The organism is Acidimicrobiales bacterium, assembly GCA_030747595.1.
Taxonomy (GTDB): domain Bacteria; phylum Actinomycetota; class Acidimicrobiia; order Acidimicrobiales; family MedAcidi-G1; genus UBA9410.
The window spans coordinates 139,391-156,010 of sequence record JASLKK010000005.1; the positions used below are offsets into that span (position 1 = coordinate 139,391).

Genomic DNA, 16,620 nt, shown 5'->3' on the forward strand with positions numbered 1-16,620 from the left:
GGCAGTCTTCCGATGTTACCGGGGCCACCGGAGGCGGCCCGGCTCCTATTGTGCGCGTCATGGCCAACACGGCATCGGGCTCCCCGAGCATCGACCATGAGGCACTAATCCACTTCCGGCGGGACCGCCTCCGCTCGCAAATGGTCCAGCGCGGCGTCGACGCCTGCCTGCTGTTCGACCCGGTCAATGTTCGCTACGCCACGGGGGCCCGCAACATGCAGGTGTTCCACCAGAGAAATCCGTCGCGGTACCTGTTCCTCCCTGTCGAAGGCCCGGTGGTGCTGTTCGAGTTCGCCGGAGCCCACCATCTCGCCACCGGCCTGTCGACCATCGATGAGATTCGGCCGGCCACCACGGCTAGTTACGTGGCCGCCGGCCCGGCCATCTCCGCCGTGGAACGCCGGTGGGCCGACGAGGTCGGAACACTGCTGCGCGAGGTGGTGGGAGACGGCACCACCGTCGGCCTCGAACGGATCAACCACGGAGCATCCACCGCGTTGGCCGGCGCAGGCTTCCGAATCGTCGACGCACAAGAACCGGTCGAGCGGGCCCGGGCCATCAAGGGACCCGACGAGCTGACCTGTATCCGCCAGAGCCTCCGGGCCACCGAACGAGCGGTGCACGCCGTGCGCGATGCCATCCGGCCTGGGATCACCGAGAACGAACTGTGGGCCGAACTACACCGGGTGGTCATTGCCGAGGGCGGCGACTACGTCGAGACCCGCCTAATGACCGCCGGAACCAACACCAACCCGTGGTTCCAGGAAGCCGGCGACTCCCCCATCCCGGCGAACGCACTGGTGGCGCTGGACACCGACGTAGTGGGGTGCCACGGCTACTACTCGGACTTCTCTCGTACGTTCCATGTCGGTCCCGATGCCCCGACGGCTGAACAGAAGCGTCTGTACGGCCTGGCCCACGAGCAGGTCCACCACAACATGGGGATCATCGGCCCCGGAGTGTCGTTCCGGGAGTACGCCGAACGGGCATGGGACATCCCTGACGAATTCGCCGCTCAGCGGTACTACCTGTCGTCGCACGGTGTCGGAATGACTGGCGAATATCCCTACCTGTACCACCGCCACGACTTCGCGGCCTCCGGCTACGACGGGATGATCGAGCCCGACATGACTATCTGCGTGGAGTCCTACATCGGTGCCAAGGGGGGTTCCGAGGGGGTCAAGCTCGAGGAACATCTCCTGATCACGGAGACCGGCATCGAACTGCTCAGCGACTTTCCGTTCGAGCCCACGCTGCTCGGCTGACCCGGGTCGTAGTGGACCGAGTCGCCGGGGACCGCCCGACCGCCACCGTCGTCGACGGCCTGGTCAGGTCTCGTCTGGCGTGGCGTGGAGCCGGGCATCGTGCCGAACCACGAAGACGAGGCTGACCACGACCACCGTCATCCCCACCACCTGGACGAGTGACAGTCCCTGGTCCAACGCCAGCCACGCACCGAAGGCCGACAGCGCTGGTATGGCCAGGGTCAACATGCCGGCGAGGCTCAGGCTCACGTGGAGATGCGCCCAGTTCATGAGTAAGTGGCCCGTCCCCGGCACGGCCAGGAGCAGGCACAGCCATGCCCACTGGGAGCCCGATGGCCATCCGGGCAAGATCCGGCCGGCGTCAAACGCCGCCATGGGTAGGAGTACGACGGCGCCGATGGACATGGTGAGGGTCTGCAACGTGAACGTGTCGATCCGGGCTCGGACGTCCTTGGCCAGGACAAAGTACGCCGAGAACAGGACCATGGCTCCCAGTGCCATCAGGTCACCCCGTAGGTGAAGGCCGGCATTACCGCCCCCGCCGAACATGACCACGGCCACCCCGACGATGGCCACCAAGGCCACGCCGGCCAGCCAAGCCCCAATACGCTCACCAAACCGCCGGGAAGCCACAACCATTAGGACAATGGTCTGCAGCGAGCCGATAGTGGTGGCGTTGGCCACCGAGGTGTGGTGCAGGGAGGCGAAGAACACACCCAGTTCCAAGCCGAACACGACCGACACCGGAAAGGCCAGACGAACCTGGGACCACGTGATACGGCGGCCCGCGAGGTGGAGCCCGATCCCGTAGACCAGCGCACCGAGGGCCAGGCGCCAGAAGGCAATGGCCAGGCCCCCCATGTCGACCGGGGCCACGACCAGTTTCCCCCCCCACCACAAAAACCCCGCCCCGAGCGCCGCCCGGCGCCCGGCCGTAGAACGGTCGCCATTCGTGGGAATGCCCTGCATCGCCGCACCCTAGGACGGGCACACGACGGCGTAGTTCCGGCACCCGATTTTCGATACCCGATTACCGGCACCCGTCGGCGTCCACATGGAGAGGCCGGATTGGCTACGGTCGCGCCTAAGGCGGACCGCTGGGGACGCCACTCGACAGGAGGACCCATGAAGATCCGATCTCTGCTCACCATTCTGCTGGCCCTGGTGCTCGTCGCCTCGGCCTGTGGAAGCGACGATGCCGGCACGGCAACCGGCGACGGCACATGGCCCGACAAGATCACCTTCGGGTTCGTCCCGAGTACGGAACAGGAGTCCCTTGCCGACGACATCCAGCCCTTCATGGACGTGCTTACCGAGGCCCTGGGCATCGAGGTCGAGGGCATAGTCACCACCGACTACACCGGCCTGGTCACCGCCATGGGCACCGGCAAGGCCGACCTGGGCGCCTTCGGGCCCTTTGGCTACGTCCTGGCCCAGCAGCAGTTCGGCAACATGGAGGTACTGATTCAGGCCATTCGCTACGGCTCGCCGACCTACCACGGCCAGTGGATGACCAACGATCCCTCAATGTGCGACACCGCACCCGAGTCGGCCACCGCTCTCGAGAACACCGCTGACGGCTTGGCACAGGTCGGTGCACTGGACGCGGTCGCCCTTCAGGTCGGCGTGTACTTCGGGGACTCCGGCAAGGCCCTCGGTGAATCCGTGGATGCCGGCGACGTTTCGCCCGGAACCTCGTGCATGGCTGACCTTTCTAAGGTTGCCGGCAAGCGGGTGGCCTTCACCTCGGAGTCATCGACCTCGGGCTACCTGTTCCCGGCGCTGCAGCTCATCGAAGCGGGCATCGACCCGGTGAACGACATCACCCCGATCTTCACCGGAGGCCACGACGCCGCGGTGGTAGCCGTCTACAACGGCGATGCCGACGTCGGCCTGTCCTACGACGACGCCCGCCGTACCCTCCGCAAGGAAAAAGTGGACGTGGGCGACAAGGTGATGGTGTTCAACATCACCGACGAGGTACCCAACGACGTGGTGGCCGCCAGTTCGCTGCTGCCCGACTCGTTGCAGACGGCCGTATACGACGCCATCAGTTCCTACCTCGCGACCGAGGAAGGTGAGGCCGTGTTCGACGAGGCCTACGGGTGGACGGATATCCGCCGAGCCGTCGACTCCGACTTCGACGTGGTACGCGCTGCCGCCGAAGCCCTGGGCATCACCGAGCCGCTGGGCTGACGCTGACCCGTCGCCCCGAAGCACGAGGGTAAGACCTGACGCGGGGCCCTGACCCGATGATCGAATTCAAGAACGTCTCGGTGACCTACCGGGGCGGGGTCAGGGCACTGCGCCACGTCGACCTGACGATCGACGACGGCGAGTTCGTCGTCGTGGTCGGGCTTTCGGGCGCGGGCAAGAGCACGTTGCTCCGGGCCATGAACGGCCTCGTACCAACCACCGAAGGGTCGATCACCGTCGGCGGCACCGAGGTGGTGGGTGCCCGCAGCGCCGAGTTGCGCGACATTCGGTCGCGCATCGGAATGATCTTCCAGACGTTCAACCTCGTGCACCGCACGTCGGTGGTGAACAACGTCCTGATGGGACGCCTAGCAGAGGTCCCGGCCTGGCGATCCACGCTCGGGCTCTGGCCAGCCGACGACCGGGAGGCCGCCATGGTGGCCCTCGAGCGGGTAGGCATCGTGGAGAAGGCTTATGTCCGGGCCGCTGACCTGTCCGGTGGCCAGCAACAGCGCGTGGGTATCGCCCGGGCGCTCGCCCAGGAGCCGTCGGTGATGCTGGCCGACGAACCGGTGGCCGCCCTGGATCCGGTAACCAGCCGCCAGGTGATGGGCGACCTCCAGCGCATCAACCGGGATCTCGGCATCACCACGCTGATCAACCTCCACTTCCTGGACCTGGCTCGCGAGTACGGGCGGCGCCTGGTCGGCCTTCGGGAGGGCGAGATCGTTTTCGACGGCGACATCGACGACGTGACCGACGAGACCTTCCTCGAGATCTACGGCCGGGCCATCACCGACGACGATCTGAAGGCGTCCGGCGGGTGAGCCCGCCACCGGAAACCGGGCGAGTCGACAACAGGGTCGCCAGTCGCAAAACGACTTCCTCCCGACCCACCCCGCCACGAGTCCGACCACGGACCTGGGTCATGGCCGCCGCGGTGGCGGCCTACACCGTGGCGGCCGGACGCACGGTCGGATTCAACCCGTCCACCTTCTGGCAGGTCTGGTCCAATCCGCTGTGGGAGAAGTTCTGGCCCATCCCTTGGGACTGGGTCCTGGACCGACACAACGTGATCGAACCGCTGATCGAGACGTTCCAGATCGCCATCGTGTCGACAATCCTGGGTTGCGGACTGGCTCTCCCAGTAGCGCTCGCCATGTCGCCACTGACCTCGCCCAACCGAGTGGTGCTCGTGGTAACCCGGTCGATCATGAACGTGGTGCGGGCCGTACCGGACCTGTTCTGGGCCAAGTTGTTGGTCACCGCAGTGGGTATCGGGGCCTTCGCCGGGTCCTGGGCCCTATCGGTGTTCTCACTGGCCGTCATGGTGAAGCTTTTCAGCGAAACCGTCGATGGGGCCGATCCCCGGCCATTGGAGGCCGCCCGGGCCGCTGGCGGTCGCCACATGCCGGTGGTACGAACCGGCGTGCTACCCACCGTGCTTCCGGAGTACGTGGCCTACGGGCTCTACGTGTTCGAACTGAACATCCGAGCCTCCCTGGTCCTCGGGCTGGTTGGGGCCGGCGGTATCGGACGAGTGGTGGAGGCTCAACGGCAGTACTTCAGGTTCGACCGTGTGCTGGGCGTGTTGGTCATCGTGTTCGTGGTGGTGTTCGTGATCGAGCAGGTCAGTGTGGCCATCAGAAAGCGACTGGTCTGAGGTGGCCTCCAACCCGCCTCCCGCCGATGGCGGCTCCCCACCACTGGCGGAGGGTTCCTCGTTGATGGAGGCCTACCCGTCCGACGGCGGTAGGCCGGTGGCACCGCGGCGAGCAGGCCGTCGGTGGGGGCTGGCCGCTCTGGTAGTCGTTGCCGTGGTCTGGTCGATCTCCGGCCTCGAGGTCACCATGGACCGCCTCCTCAGTGCCCCAGGCAACGCGTGGGATGTGTTCCGTCGGATGGCGCCGCCCGCGTTCGGTGAGGCCATCGACCGGGGTGTACCCGGCAAGGTCCTCGAGTCGGTGCACATCGCCTGGATCGGCACGATGATCGGAGCGGTCTTCTCGCTGCCCTTGGCCTTCCTGGCCGCCGGGAACGTCTCCCCCGCGTGGATCCGAACCCCGGTCCGACAGCTCTTTAACGTCATCCGGGCCGTTCCCGAACTGATTCTGGCCGTCATACTCATCCCGATCACAGGCCTTGGCCCGTGGGCCGGGGCCCTAGCCATCGGCATTCACTCCGTAGGGACGCTTGGTAAGTGGGCTACCGAGGCCATCGAGGGCGTGGATCCCGGACCACTGGAGGCCGTGGCCGCTACCGGGGGGCGGTGGGTGTCAGGCATGCGGTGGGGGGTACTCCCCCAGATACTTCCGGTGGTCACGTCGCAGTGGTTATTCCGCTTCGAGATCAATGTCCGGGCTTCCGCGGTGCTGGGCATGATCGGCGCTGGTGGGGTGGGCTCGGAACTGGTGTCCCAACTGGTGTTTCGGAACTTCCCGGCGGTAGGCGCCGTGCTGGCCATGACCATCGTCGTGGTGCTGGCAATCGACACCGCCTCGGCCGCCGTCCGGCGACGGATCATCCGGGGAGCGGTCCCAGGGGCCGACGACGGCGAGGCTGACCGCAACGCTGCGGTGTTGACCGACCTGACCGGGATACGTACCCCTTGACCGCCGCTGGACGGGCCACCATTGGGCTAGACGTTGGCGGCACCAAGGCCGCTGCGGTGCTCGTCGACCCATTGACGGGCACGGTCCTAGATCGAGAACGGGCGTCCAGTGCCGGATCGGCCGAGAATCTCGTGACCACCCTGACCGATCTCGTCGACACCCTCCGGGAGCGCTCGACCGGTCTTCACGTGGAGGTCGGCGCCGTAGGTCTGGGCATCGCCGGCCTGGTGGACCGTGACGGCATGGTCCGGTGGTCGCCCAACCTGCCGTCAGCCGTAGGCCATCCGGTGGCCGCCGATCTGGCAGGCGGTAGCGGGCTCCCGGTGGCCGCCACCAACGACGCTACGGCAGCCACCCTGGCCGAGTCCCGCCTCGGTGCCGGCCGGGACTGCGACGACGTCGCTCTGGTCACCCTCGGCACCGGCATCGGCGCCGGGTTCGTGGTCGATGGACGACTATTGCGGGGTGCCCACGGGTTCGCTGGCGAACCGGGCCATATGGTGGTGGATCCGGGCGGCCCCGAGCATACGACTGGTCAGCGGGGCCCATGGGAGGCCTTAGCGTCAGGCAACGCCCTGGGTCGGATGGCCGCCGAGGCCGGCTTCGACTCGGGGACCGCGGTGGTGGCCGCCATGGCCGCTGAAGACTCCAGAGCGGCCGAGGTGTTTGACCGGTGGTGCCGGGAGGTGGCACAGGGGCTGGCCAACCTGGTGGTCGTGCTGGATAGTCGACGGATCGTGCTGGGCGGTGGTCTCGTCGAGGTCGGCGAGCCGCTGCGGCTCGGTGTGGCGTCGTGGCTGGAACAGTTGACCCCGGGTGCCGACTCGCGACCTCCCGTCGAGGTGGTGCTAGCCGAGCTGGGGTCCGACGCCGGTGCACTGGGTGCCGGCCTACTTGCCGGCGACCTCCTGGCGGGCGACGACTGACAACGGCCCCGATACCCGGTGGACGCTCCCGACTACAGGTGGGCGTCTAGCAGGGCGAGGGTGCGGGTCCAAGCGAGGGCGGCCGCGTCGGCGTCGTAGGTGCCGAACGGGTCCTCCTCGTTGGCGAACGGATGCCCCGTTCCGTCGTAGACGTGGAAGGTCACGTCCCGACCCATGGTCCGGAGATCGTCACCCAGGGCCATCACGTCTTCGATCGGGAAGAAGTCGTCGTGTTCGGCCATGTGGCCCTCGACCACGGCCGTCAACCCGGACCAGTCGGGTGCATCGTCTCCCAGCGGGGCGCCGTAGTACGGGGCGGCACAGGCCACCCGGTCGCCCTCGAGGGCGGCGATCAGCAGGGTGAGCATTCCGCCCATGCAGAAGCCGACCACCCCGACGGCGTCGCCGTTGGTTGCGTCGTGGTCCAGCAGGAAGTCGATAGCCGCCGACATGTCCCGAGCGGCCCGGTCCGGCGGTAGCGAGGTCATCAGCTCCCCGGCCTTGTCCATCTCCGTGTGCTCGGCAAACTCGCCGTGATAGAGGTCGGGGGCGAGAGCCACGAAGCCCTCACCGGCGAGGCGATCACAGACCCCCCGGATCTGGGGCACCAGGCCCCACCATTCCTGGATCACAAGCACCCCGGGCCCCGAGCCCGACGCTGGAACGGCCAGGTAGCCCCCAGCCGTCGGCCCGTTCGCCACGAACTCCACTGGCTCGCCGGCACGCTCCGGGTCCCGGTCACTCTGAGTATCGATCATCGGTCCTACTCCTTCTCGCCCGCCTGCTCGTCCGGTTCCTGATTTTCGGATTCGACCAGCCACGACGGATAGTCATCACTGGGTCGGCTTCGGGGGGGCGGCATTGCCCTCGACTCCGATCTCATGGCCAGGAACGGCTGCTCGAGCCTTGAGACTTCACCAGCCGAGAAGAGGGCCGCCGGCCGTCCTCTGGAGCCACTCGGGTCGGTGGTCCGCCCAAGGTCCCGCACGAAGTCCGGCTCGGACCGCACCTTTCGCTGGAAGTTGCCCTGATCGAACTCGGTCCCCCACACCGCCTCGTACACCCGCCGTAGTTGCCTGATGGTGAACTCGGGAGGACAGAAGCGGCTGGCCTCCGTCGAGTACTCCAACCTCGACCTGGCCCGGTCGACAGCATCCAGGACGATGGTCCGGTGGTCGAAGGCCAGCTTCCGCTCCTCCCGCTCGATCTCGACCACGGGAACGAGAGCGGCCTCAGCCGCATCGCCACCACCGGCCAGGTCCCCGACGTCGGCCTGGATCGTCCAGTAGGCGACGGTCACCACCCGCATCCTCGGATCCCGATCCGGCTCCCCGTAGGTCCGGAGTTGCTCGAGCTTGTCGGGTTTCAGGCCGAGCTTCGTCTCCTCCGCCAACTCCCGACGCGCAGCTTCCCTAGGAGCCTCATCTTCACGGACGAACCCACCGGGTAGCGCCCAGCGATCCTTGAACGGCGGCTCGCCCCGCCGCACCAGAACCACCTGGAGCACGTCGTCGACGATGGTGAACACCACCACATCAACCGTGACCGCGAACGGAGGGTACGCGGAAGGGTCGTAATCGCTCAGTGACGAATCACCTGAGCCATCACCGTCCGAGATATTTATGTCAGAGGTTGACATTATTGTCTATTCTCCTATATAGTGATACTGACACAATATAGAGCATCAACACACACAGCATCAACATGGACTGTCACAGGGGCTCGGTAAACAGGTGTCAGAAACGGGAACCCGGACCGGGGCCCGTCCAGGAACAGGGAAGAGAGACAGGACACACACATGACGACGAATGAAACCTACATCGCACGGCTCCGCAAGTTGATCGCCGAGGCACCCGACGGCCTCGACGTCGGCCCACTGGAGGTCGCCCTGGCATCAGCCGAGGCCGCCCTCGCCAGTTCGGACTCCACCGGTGACCGCACCAAGATCTGGTTCCTACTGGACCGCTCCGGTTCCATGGGCTACCTGACCGACGACGTGATCGGTGGGTTCAACGAGTTCCTGAAGCAGCAGAAGGCCCAGCCGGGGAAGGCCCGGATGTCGGTCGTCCTGTTCGACGGCCAGAATCCCTACGAGGTGGTGGTCGACGGCCGCCGCATCGCCGAGGTTCCGGCGTTGACGCCCGCCATCTACCAGGCCCGAAGCTCCACGCCCCTGTTCGACGCCCTGGGCACCCTCCTGGGAAAAGCCGACCAGAGGATCGCCCAGCGTGCCGAGACCGGCCGGAAGGCAGAGGACCAGCTGGTCCTCATCTTCACCGACGGCCACGAGAACGCCTCGAGACGGTACGACCGGGCCCGGATCTTCGAAATGATCAAGGACCGTCAGGACACCGGCAACTGGACCTTCGTATTCATGGGCGCCAACCAGGACTCCTACGCGGCGGGCGGTGGCGTCGGTTTCGGCGACGGCAACATCCAGGACTTCGCCGCCACCCCGGCCAGCGTGCGCGACTCCTTCTCGGAGTTCACACGTAGCACGGTTGCTTACCGGGGCAAGCCCAGGCGCCAGCGGATGCACGACCGGCACGACTTCTTCGAGGGTCAGAAGCTCGCCGAACAGGCTCTCAGGGAGCAAGACCGGAACTGATCGGGCCTCCCCGAGGGCAGGCCGGTCGGGTCGACGGACCCGGCCGGCGGCCTTCCCTCTCCCATCACATCACTAGCCAAACAACAGACCAGCACAACCGACAAGAGGAGACACCTTGACCATCACCCCGCTCGACTCCGCCCCCATCGGGCCGCCCATCACCCGCGGTGGGATCTCGATCTACCCCGTCTACCTACCCGGCAACGCCCTGCCCCCCATCGGCACCGGACGGGAATCCGGCCTGACCATCGACGAGCTACCCGACGCCCAGGTCCCCCACCTGGTGGTCCACAACCCCACCGACCGACCCATCCTGATCGTCGAGGGCGAGCAGTTCGTGGGCGGACGCCAGAACCGCACCGCCAACGCCAGCGTGCTGGTGCCAGCCGGCGAAACGCGAGAGATCCCCGTCTCGTGCCTCGAGGTAGGACGCTGGGGTGAGCATCGGGCCTTCGAGCACGCCCCGACCTTCACCCCCCGCCGGGTGCGCCGAACCAAGCAGCGCGAGGTGGCCCGGAGCATGGCCGAGGCCGGCGTGCGGTCCGGTGACCAGCAGCAAGTCTGGCAAGCCATCCAGGTCGAAATGAACAGCATGGCTGCGCCGTCGAGCACCGGAGCGGTGGCAGATGCCGACCAGGTCTTCGCACGAGACGGACACCGCCAAGCTGCCGTAGACGAGTTGGTGACCCGTGGACCGCTCACCGGTCAGTGCGGCATCATCGTGGCCCACGGCTGGCGGGCCATAGCTGCCGAGGTGTTCGGCTCTCCTGAACTGCTGGCCGCCCACTGGGCTCCGTTGGTGCGTTCGCACCTTCTGGAGCACCCCACAGCCACCGGTCAACGGTCGGCCACCGGCGCCATGAAGCTGCTTCGGCGCTTCGCCGAAGCCAAGTCAGTGGACTCCCCTGGCCTCGGCCTAGGCACCGAACACCACGTGAACGCCGAGCGGGTCACGGGACAGGCCCTGACCTTGGACGGAGCGTTAGTTCACGCAGGGGTCTTCCGGCGGGGCTGACTCCATCAGGCCCCACCGGTATCGGCCGGTGGGGCCATGGAGCGGTCCGGTAACCTGACCCGTTCCAGCCCCTGTAGCTCAGCGGATAGAGCATCGGCTTCCGGAGCCGTGTGCACAGGTTCGAGTCCTGTCAGGGGCGCCAGACGCCACGAAGAGCCAGACACGGTGACGACCGGATTCACCCCATGCCTGATGCAACACGCGACGAACTCACGGCCACCTTTTCCGAGTTCGCCCGGAGTGCCGACATGATCGCCTTCCCCGTCCACTGGCACCTGGTCAACGAACGTCGGGGCACGGTGGTCGCCCAGTCCGGTAACCGTCTGCGAGACCCCGGCAAAGGCCATATCCACGAACCCTGGAACCTGACTGTGCTTACGTACGGGGGCAACGGCCGCTGAGCAGGCCAGCGGGACATCTACGACGTGACCCATTTCGGCAACGAGGTCATGGCCTGGGTGGCCGCACGCGACGTCTATTCCTGAACCTAACCCCCAAGCCCAGAAGAGACCGTGGGTAGGGTGACCGGCGATGGCCACACCCCGCAAGAAGTGGACCTTCCAGTGGAAGGAGCTCTACGACGAGGTCATCACCTCCGGCCTCTGCACGGGCTGCGCCGGTTGTGTCATCGCCTGCCCGCATGACGTCATCGGCTACGAGCACGCACCGGGGCAGTACAAGCCGTTCCATCTGGAGGACGATCTGGGCCTCGATGACTGCGGCCACGGCCAAAAGGGCTGCACGTCGTGCACCCGGGCATGCCCACGTTTTCGAGACTGGGAAACCGAAGCCGATCAGCACCTCTTCGCCCGAGCCCGCAAGCCCGATGAGATGTCCGGTGTCTACAAGGACGTCCTGCTCACCCGGGCGAGTGACGCCGGCGTCCACCAGATGGGCCAAGACGGCGGCCTGGTGTCAGCCATCCTCATCTGGTGCCTAGACAACGGCATCATCGACGGCGCGCTGACCAGCCACCTCGAACCCGAGGGTCCTGACGGATCCAGCAGTTGGAAGGCCGTCCCCGCGGTGGCCACCGACCGTGCCTCGGTGCTGGCCGGGGCGGGCAGCCGCTACACCTACTCGGCCAACACATTGGCCATGCCCGAAGCTCTGGATCGTGGCCTCTCCTCGCTCGCGCTGGTCGGCATGAGCTGCCAGACATCCATCGGGCCGGTGATGTGGCACCGCAAGGTGGGCAAGGCCGGCAAGCCGATCAAGCTCAATATCGGTCTGCTGTGCTCCAAGTCGTTCGACGACGCCATCTTCGAGGAGCTCTTCTGGGCCAAGTACCGCCTCCGGAAGGAGGACATGGTCAAGATGAACATCAAGGGTGTCTTCCAGATCTGGATGCGGAACGGCGACTACCACGAGATCAACCTCAAGGAGTGCCACGCCTGGACCCGTGAGGGCTGCACCCATTGTCCGGACTTCGCCGCCGAACACGCCGACATCTCCACCGGCGGGATCGGCGAGAACAACGACTGGACGCTGACCATCGTGCGGACCGAACTGGGCCGTCAGGTCATCATGGGGATGCTGGCCGACGGCGTCATCGAGGGACGGCCGGGCGACAGCGACCCCGGGGCCATCGCCCTCATGCACAAGTTGGCGGCCAAGAGCCGAGACCGGTGGCCGGATTGGGCCAATCCAACGGCCCGGGTCGGACTACCCGTCCGGGCAGTCTGAAACGAACCGGCTAAGCCTGAGCGGGGCCCGACGGATCGACGGGCCCGCGGGGGTCGGGTCAGGCGCCGCAGTCGTCGGAGATGTCGACGAACCAGCCGTAGTGCTCAACCAGCATGTCCCGGGTCACGGTGTCCCGCTGGTCGTCGATGAAGGCATCCAACTCACGGAACTTCTCGAAGGACACCTCGGACTGGATGCCGTCCAGCACGCAGCCACAGAACGCCTTGGCCTTGACCGAACCCAGGTCGTCGTTGGCCTCCACGCAGGCGGCCACGCCCTCACGCTCCCCTAGACCGTCGCCGGAAGCGTCGGCCTGATCCTCCCAGGACACCGGCTCACCGGAGGCCACGCACGCCGTGGCCACCAGGACGACGGCCACCAGGGGCAGGAGGCGACGGATTCGAGAGGAGCTCTTCACGGCCCAGAGGCTACCGGCGGTCGCCGGTTGACGACCCCGGTCCACCGGCGCCGGCCAACTCGATCGCCCGGACCAGCACAGCGTCGAACATGGGCTCGGTGAGCCGACCGGTGAACGTGTTCTGTTGGCTCACGTGGTACGAGCACAAGATCGTGCGCCCATCGTCGAGCGGTGCCTCCACCCCGTGCCCGAATGTCGGCCGGGGTCGTAGGCCAAACTCGGACGCCGCGGCCACGTACCCAATCTGACCGAGGACCACCACGACCTTCACCGCCGCCAAGGCGGTCACCTCACGCTCGAAGAACGACCGACACGCCGCCTTCTCGTCGGGAGTGGGCTTGTTGGCCGGCGGCGCGCACTTCACCGGCGCCGTGATGAACACGTCGGTCAACGCCAAACCGTCGTCGATGCCCACCGCTTCGGCCTGATTGGCCAAACCCACCCGATGCAGGGCGGCGAACAGGAAGTCCCCCGACCGGTCACCGGTGAACACTCGGCCGGTCCGGTTGGCACCGTGGGCCGCCGGCGCCAGACCCACGATCAAGATCCGGGCCTCCGGGTCCCCGAACCCGGGCACACCACGACCCCAGTACTCCTGATCCCGGTAGGCGGCACGCTTTTCGGCAGCCACCTGCTCGCGCCACGAGACCAGACGTGGGCAGGCTCGACAGGACACCACCTCATCGTGGACGGCCCGGAGGGTCGACGCGCCTTGGTCGGAAACAGGTCGGGTCACAGGGTCAGAGTAGGTTCGGCGACCGATGCCCCCCACCCTCGTGCTCTACGTTCGACACGGACGCACGCCAACCACCGGCGCCCGCCTTCCCGGCCGCGCCCCCGGTCTGCACCTGTCCGACGAAGGCCATGCCCAGGCCGAGGCCGTGGCGGCCGCCATCGCCGGGCGCGACGGAACCGGACAGCAGGTGGCCGCCGTGTACGCCTCGCCCATGGAACGGACCCGGGAGACCGCGGCACCCATCGCCCGGGCCCTCGGCCTACGGGTCCGCACGGCACCAGGCCTCAACGAGTGCGACTTCGGCCGCTGGACCGGTCGACGCCTCAAAGAACTCATGAAACTCAAGGCGTGGGCCACCGTCCAACGCCAGCCGTCGGCCTTCCGTTTTCCGAGCGGCGAGTCGTTCGCCGAGATGCAGGCCCGTATCACCGGCCAGGTGGCCGACCTGGTGGCCCGCCATCCCGGCGAGACCATCGTCTGCGTCTCGCACGCTGATCCCATCAAGGCGGCCCTCGCCCAAGCCGTGGGCACCCCACTGGACCTCTTCCAGCGGCTGGTCGTTGGACCGTGCTCGGTGAGCGCCGTGCTACACACCAAGGAGCGACCCGTCGTTTTGACCATCAACACCACCGGCGACTTGAAAGGCCTGACGCCATCATGAGCGACTCGGTGAGGAACGTCTCTCGCGCTGCCCCCGGGCTCGATGTAGCCGAGTGCACCGACACCCGGATCCCGACCAGCGCCTTCCAACTGCGCGCCGACGACCCCACCGACTCGTAGGTTCGAACGATGGGACGACCAGAGATCGACTGGGACGACACCGACGGGTTCACCGCCGGCGTCGTCGGGCCCCAGGGGCGTCGGGTGTTCTTCCTGCAGGCCCGACGTTCCGGTCAGGTCGTGTCGCTCAAGGTCGAGAAGCAGCAGATGGCCGGTCTGGCCGAATTTCTCGACGGGCTGATGGGCGACCTCCCTCCGACCGACGAGCGGACCCTCGAAGTGATCGACGCCAACGTCCGCTTCGAGGATCCCGGCGAGGCCGACTGGGTGGTAGGCAGTCTGGGCATCACCTACCAACAGTCCACCGACCGTCTGGTGCTGATCGCCGAAGAGTTGCTGCGCGACGAGGACGAACCCCCCGCTCAGGCCCGGTTCCCCATGCGTCGCGAAATGGTGGCCTGCTTCATCGACCGGGCCCGTGTACTGGTGGCCGCCGGCCGACCCCCGTGCGACTGGTGCGGCGCCCCGCTGGAGCCCTCGGCCGCCGGCTGGTGCCCCTGTGTCAACTAAGTCGCCGGCAGAGAGTTCCGCCACCTCGCCAACCAGCCCGGGAACTCCCGATACTCCGGCAGACCCGGTCGACCCGTTCCGTCGGCGAGGCCCGCTCGACGACCAGGTGGCCGTCGAGGTGCTGAGCAACGGCGGCATCGAGATCCTGGGGCGGATGCCGTGGACGTCCAACGCCACCTTTCTGGTCGACGTGACCCATCCGGCGACCGGTACGGACCCGTTCCTGCAGGGTGTCTACAAGCCGGGGCGGGGCGAACAGCCACTCCACGACTTCCCCCCAGGGCTCTACCGGCGGGAGGCCGCAGCGTGGGAACTGACCGCCCAGTTGGGCTGGGGGCTCATCCCGCCCACCGTGGTTCGTGAAGGACCACATGGTGAAGGCTCAGTCCAGTTGTACGTGCCGTGCGACTACGAACAGCACTACTTCACCGTGCGCGATGACCCTGCCCATGCCGACGCCCTCATGCGCCTCGCAGCCTGGGATCTGGTGGCCAACAACACCGACCGTAAAGGCGGCCACGTACTGGCTGGCGACGACGGGAAGTTGTGGGCCATCGACAACGCCCTGTGCTTCCACCACCAGTTCAAGGTCCGGACGGTGATCTGGGACTTCGCCGGACACGCACTGGCCGACGACCTGGTGGCCGACCTTCGACGCCTTACAGAGGACGGGCTCTCGACCGCACTGGCCGACCTCCTAGACCCGCTCGAACGTGACGCCGTGCTGACCCGGGCCGACGCTGTTGCCGCTGGTGGCGAGCTTCCCTCGGATCCAAGCGGACGCCGGGTTCCCTGGCCACTGGTCTGACCGATCGCCAGTTACCCAGCGATATGACCGACCTCGATCGACTGCTCCTCGAGGGCGACCTCGATGGCCTGCTCCGACTCGTCGACGATGCCTGCGACGACGGTGACTGGGACACCCTCGAACAGATCGCCACCCGATCCCGCCCTGCCGTGGAACGAGGCCATCAACTGTGGCCGGCCGCCGACCATGCCGAACACCGGCTAGCGCTACAGGCCCCGGGGCCGTTCGCAGCAGCGGCCGTGGTCCGAGACGCCACCACCTTCGGAGTGGCGCCGCTCGCCGAAGTAGCCGCTTCGTCACATACTTGGGCCGACCTGGAACCCCATCTGGCCAACGCCGGGACACGCCGCGCCGTGGTGGCCCACGAGCGGGTGGCCCGCGGCGAGGACCTCCGTGGCCTCCAACTCGACGACGACCCGGTGGGGCTTCCGCTGCAGCTGGCCTGCTGGGAACCGGCCACCGACGGGCCGACCATTGGCCCCTACGGCGTCGACGACCCGGTGCCGCCTACCGGGCTGCTCGCTTCGGTCGCCCAGGTTCCCAATCCCAAGGTCAACGAATCCATTGCGGGCCCCGAGGCCGACTCGGCCCGCGCCGCCCTCCGGGACCTCGTCTCAACATGGACCGAACAGTCGCGGGGCACAGCGACGGCCGTCGCGGTGTGTGGAACCGGGCCAGAGGCGGCGGCCAGTGCCGGTCGGTCCATCGATGCTGGCCACATCAGCCTCCGAGAACTGGCCTCCGACGAGGCCATCGGGTTGCTGGCCTGGGCCGGCGCCTCAGGCGGTGCCCATGGGCGACGCAGAGGGGCGGCCCGGGGTCGATTCGAAGCTTGGTGGTGCACCGCTGCCCTCGTCGGACTAGACGGACCCCAGGATGATTGGCCACCGCATCCCGACGCCCTCGGCAACGCGTTAGCCGACCTGAGATGGTGGCGTTGGGACAGCGTGCTACGTCCTGCCGGTTGGTTCCTGGGGATCGCCGTCGACGACCCGTTAGATGGACTGGCCTGGGCGCTCGCCGCGAGCGACCGCCCGTCCTGAGATCTGGGCCAGAGCCC

Annotated in this window: 19 protein-coding genes and 1 tRNA gene; 15 read left to right on the top strand and 5 right to left on the bottom strand. The window is 67.1% G+C overall.

Going from position 1 to position 16,620, the window contains the following annotated elements; translation table 11 throughout:
- The first annotated feature begins 59 nt into the window (after positions 1 to 59).
- Positions 60 to 1,265, top strand: a complete 1,206-nt coding sequence (locus QF777_05640; protein ID MDP6911031.1) for a Xaa-Pro peptidase family protein — start codon at positions 60 to 62, stop codon at positions 1,263 to 1,265.
- Between the two features lie 63 nt (positions 1,266 to 1,328).
- On the opposite strand, the gene QF777_05645 is transcribed toward QF777_05640, so the two are convergent.
- Entirely contained in the window at positions 1,329 to 2,234 is a 906-nt protein-coding gene (locus QF777_05645) for a DMT family transporter (GenBank protein MDP6911032.1), read from the bottom strand.
- Positions 2,235 to 2,390: 156 nt separating this feature from the next.
- Here QF777_05645 and QF777_05650 point away from each other — a divergent pair, with 156 nt between their 5' ends.
- The 5 genes from QF777_05650 (at position 2,391) to QF777_05670 (ending at position 6,999) form a co-directional block, all read left to right on the top strand.
- Positions 2,391 to 3,461 carry a phosphate/phosphite/phosphonate ABC transporter substrate-binding protein gene (locus QF777_05650; protein MDP6911033.1) on the top strand — a complete coding sequence of 357 codons (1,071 nt, stop codon included), beginning with the start codon at positions 2,391 to 2,393 and terminating at the stop codon, positions 3,459 to 3,461.
- Positions 3,462 to 3,517: 56 nt separating this feature from the next.
- Complete coding sequence (gene phnC, locus QF777_05655; GenBank protein MDP6911034.1) at positions 3,518 to 4,288, top strand: phosphonate ABC transporter ATP-binding protein; 771 nt, start codon at positions 3,518 to 3,520, stop codon at positions 4,286 to 4,288.
- A complete protein-coding gene (gene phnE / locus QF777_05660) occupies positions 4,285 to 5,124 on the top strand; it encodes a phosphonate ABC transporter, permease protein PhnE (protein ID MDP6911035.1) in 840 nt (279 codons plus the stop codon). The genes phnC and phnE (QF777_05660) overlap by 4 nt, the downstream gene beginning before the upstream one ends.
- Before the next feature lie 64 nt (positions 5,125 to 5,188).
- Positions 5,189 to 6,073, top strand: a complete 885-nt coding sequence (gene phnE, locus QF777_05665; protein MDP6911036.1) for a phosphonate ABC transporter, permease protein PhnE — start codon at positions 5,189 to 5,191, stop codon at positions 6,071 to 6,073.
- Positions 6,070 to 6,999 (top strand): ROK family protein, encoded by a 930-nt coding sequence (locus QF777_05670; protein ID MDP6911037.1) that lies wholly within the window; start codon positions 6,070 to 6,072, stop codon positions 6,997 to 6,999. Before phnE (QF777_05665) ends, QF777_05670 begins: the two co-directional genes overlap by 4 nt.
- A gap of 32 nt (positions 7,000 to 7,031) precedes the next feature.
- Here QF777_05670 and QF777_05675 read toward each other — a convergent pair whose 3' ends face one another.
- Positions 7,032 to 7,757, bottom strand: coding sequence for a dienelactone hydrolase family protein (locus QF777_05675; protein MDP6911038.1), 726 nt, complete (start codon positions 7,755 to 7,757; stop codon positions 7,032 to 7,034).
- 5 nt (positions 7,758 to 7,762) lie between these two features.
- Entirely contained in the window at positions 7,763 to 8,638 is an 876-nt protein-coding gene (locus QF777_05680) for an NUDIX domain-containing protein (protein MDP6911039.1), read from the bottom strand.
- A gap of 159 nt (positions 8,639 to 8,797) precedes the next feature.
- Between QF777_05680 and QF777_05685 the strand changes: the two genes are divergently transcribed.
- From QF777_05685 to QF777_05705, 5 genes are all read left to right on the top strand, one after another.
- The gene (locus QF777_05685) at positions 8,798 to 9,607 is read left to right on the top strand and encodes a VWA domain-containing protein (GenBank protein ID MDP6911040.1); all 810 of its coding nucleotides are present in this window, start codon (positions 8,798 to 8,800) and stop codon (positions 9,605 to 9,607) included.
- Positions 9,608 to 9,722: 115 nt separating this feature from the next.
- Positions 9,723 to 10,622, top strand: coding sequence for a hypothetical protein (locus QF777_05690; protein ID MDP6911041.1), 900 nt, complete (start codon positions 9,723 to 9,725; stop codon positions 10,620 to 10,622).
- A 67-nt stretch (positions 10,623 to 10,689) separates the two neighbouring features.
- A tRNA-Arg gene (locus tag QF777_05695) sits at positions 10,690 to 10,764 on the top strand.
- Between the two features lie 43 nt (positions 10,765 to 10,807).
- On the top strand, positions 10,808 to 11,023 hold the full coding sequence (locus tag QF777_05700) for a hypothetical protein (GenBank protein ID MDP6911042.1): 216 nt from the start codon (positions 10,808 to 10,810) through the stop codon (positions 11,021 to 11,023).
- Positions 11,024 to 11,153: 130 nt separating this feature from the next.
- Complete coding sequence (locus tag QF777_05705; GenBank protein ID MDP6911043.1) at positions 11,154 to 12,308, top strand: Coenzyme F420 hydrogenase/dehydrogenase, beta subunit C-terminal domain; 1,155 nt, start codon at positions 11,154 to 11,156, stop codon at positions 12,306 to 12,308.
- A gap of 58 nt (positions 12,309 to 12,366) precedes the next feature.
- Here the strand turns inward: QF777_05705 and QF777_05710 are convergent, their stop codons facing one another.
- Together QF777_05710 and QF777_05715 are read right to left on the bottom strand one after the other, a co-directional pair.
- On the bottom strand, positions 12,367 to 12,726 hold the full coding sequence (locus QF777_05710; GenBank protein ID MDP6911044.1) for a hypothetical protein: 360 nt from the start codon (positions 12,724 to 12,726) through the stop codon (positions 12,367 to 12,369).
- Between the two features lie 10 nt (positions 12,727 to 12,736).
- Positions 12,737 to 13,462: a uracil-DNA glycosylase gene (locus QF777_05715; protein MDP6911045.1), complete on the bottom strand. Its 726-nt coding sequence runs from the start codon at positions 13,460 to 13,462 to the stop codon at positions 12,737 to 12,739.
- A gap of 25 nt (positions 13,463 to 13,487) precedes the next feature.
- Between QF777_05715 and QF777_05720 the strand changes: the two genes are divergently transcribed.
- From QF777_05720 to QF777_05735, 4 genes are all read left to right on the top strand, one after another.
- Complete coding sequence (locus QF777_05720) at positions 13,488 to 14,123, top strand: MSMEG_4193 family putative phosphomutase (protein MDP6911046.1); 636 nt, start codon at positions 13,488 to 13,490, stop codon at positions 14,121 to 14,123.
- 128 nt (positions 14,124 to 14,251) lie between these two features.
- On the top strand, positions 14,252 to 14,752 hold the full coding sequence (locus QF777_05725) for a DUF3090 family protein (protein MDP6911047.1): 501 nt from the start codon (positions 14,252 to 14,254) through the stop codon (positions 14,750 to 14,752).
- A complete protein-coding gene (locus QF777_05730; GenBank protein MDP6911048.1) occupies positions 14,742 to 15,560 on the top strand; it encodes an SCO1664 family protein in 819 nt (272 codons plus the stop codon). Before QF777_05725 ends, QF777_05730 begins: the two co-directional genes overlap by 11 nt.
- Positions 15,561 to 15,583: 23 nt before the next feature.
- Positions 15,584 to 16,603 carry a hypothetical protein gene (locus tag QF777_05735; protein MDP6911049.1) on the top strand — a complete coding sequence of 340 codons (1,020 nt, stop codon included), beginning with the start codon at positions 15,584 to 15,586 and terminating at the stop codon, positions 16,601 to 16,603.
- The last annotated feature ends 17 nt before the right edge of the window (positions 16,604 to 16,620 follow it).

Excerpts from the sequence above, each read along its gene's own strand:
- QF777_05640 (MDP6911031.1), top strand. The coding sequence starts at position 60 with ATGGCCAACACGGCATCGGGCTCCCCGAGCATCGACCATGAGGCACTA.
- QF777_05645 (MDP6911032.1), bottom strand. The coding sequence starts at position 2,234 with ATGCAGGGCATTCCCACGAATGGCGACCGTTCTACGGCCGGGCGCCGG.
- QF777_05650 (MDP6911033.1), top strand. The coding sequence starts at position 2,391 with ATGAAGATCCGATCTCTGCTCACCATTCTGCTGGCCCTGGTGCTCGTC.
- phnC (MDP6911034.1), top strand. The coding sequence starts at position 3,518 with ATGATCGAATTCAAGAACGTCTCGGTGACCTACCGGGGCGGGGTCAGG.
- phnE (MDP6911036.1), top strand. The coding sequence starts at position 5,189 with ATGGAGGCCTACCCGTCCGACGGCGGTAGGCCGGTGGCACCGCGGCGA.
- QF777_05675 (MDP6911038.1), bottom strand. The coding sequence starts at position 7,757 with ATGATCGATACTCAGAGTGACCGGGACCCGGAGCGTGCCGGCGAGCCA.
- QF777_05680 (MDP6911039.1), bottom strand. The coding sequence starts at position 8,638 with ATGTCAACCTCTGACATAAATATCTCGGACGGTGATGGCTCAGGTGAT.
- QF777_05685 (MDP6911040.1), top strand. The coding sequence starts at position 8,798 with ATGACGACGAATGAAACCTACATCGCACGGCTCCGCAAGTTGATCGCC.
- QF777_05700 (MDP6911042.1), top strand. The coding sequence starts at position 10,808 with ATGCCTGATGCAACACGCGACGAACTCACGGCCACCTTTTCCGAGTTC.
- QF777_05705 (MDP6911043.1), top strand. The coding sequence starts at position 11,154 with ATGGCCACACCCCGCAAGAAGTGGACCTTCCAGTGGAAGGAGCTCTAC.
- QF777_05720 (MDP6911046.1), top strand. The coding sequence starts at position 13,488 with ATGCCCCCCACCCTCGTGCTCTACGTTCGACACGGACGCACGCCAACC.
- QF777_05725 (MDP6911047.1), top strand. The coding sequence starts at position 14,252 with ATGGGACGACCAGAGATCGACTGGGACGACACCGACGGGTTCACCGCC.
- QF777_05735 (MDP6911049.1), top strand. The coding sequence starts at position 15,584 with ATGACCGACCTCGATCGACTGCTCCTCGAGGGCGACCTCGATGGCCTG.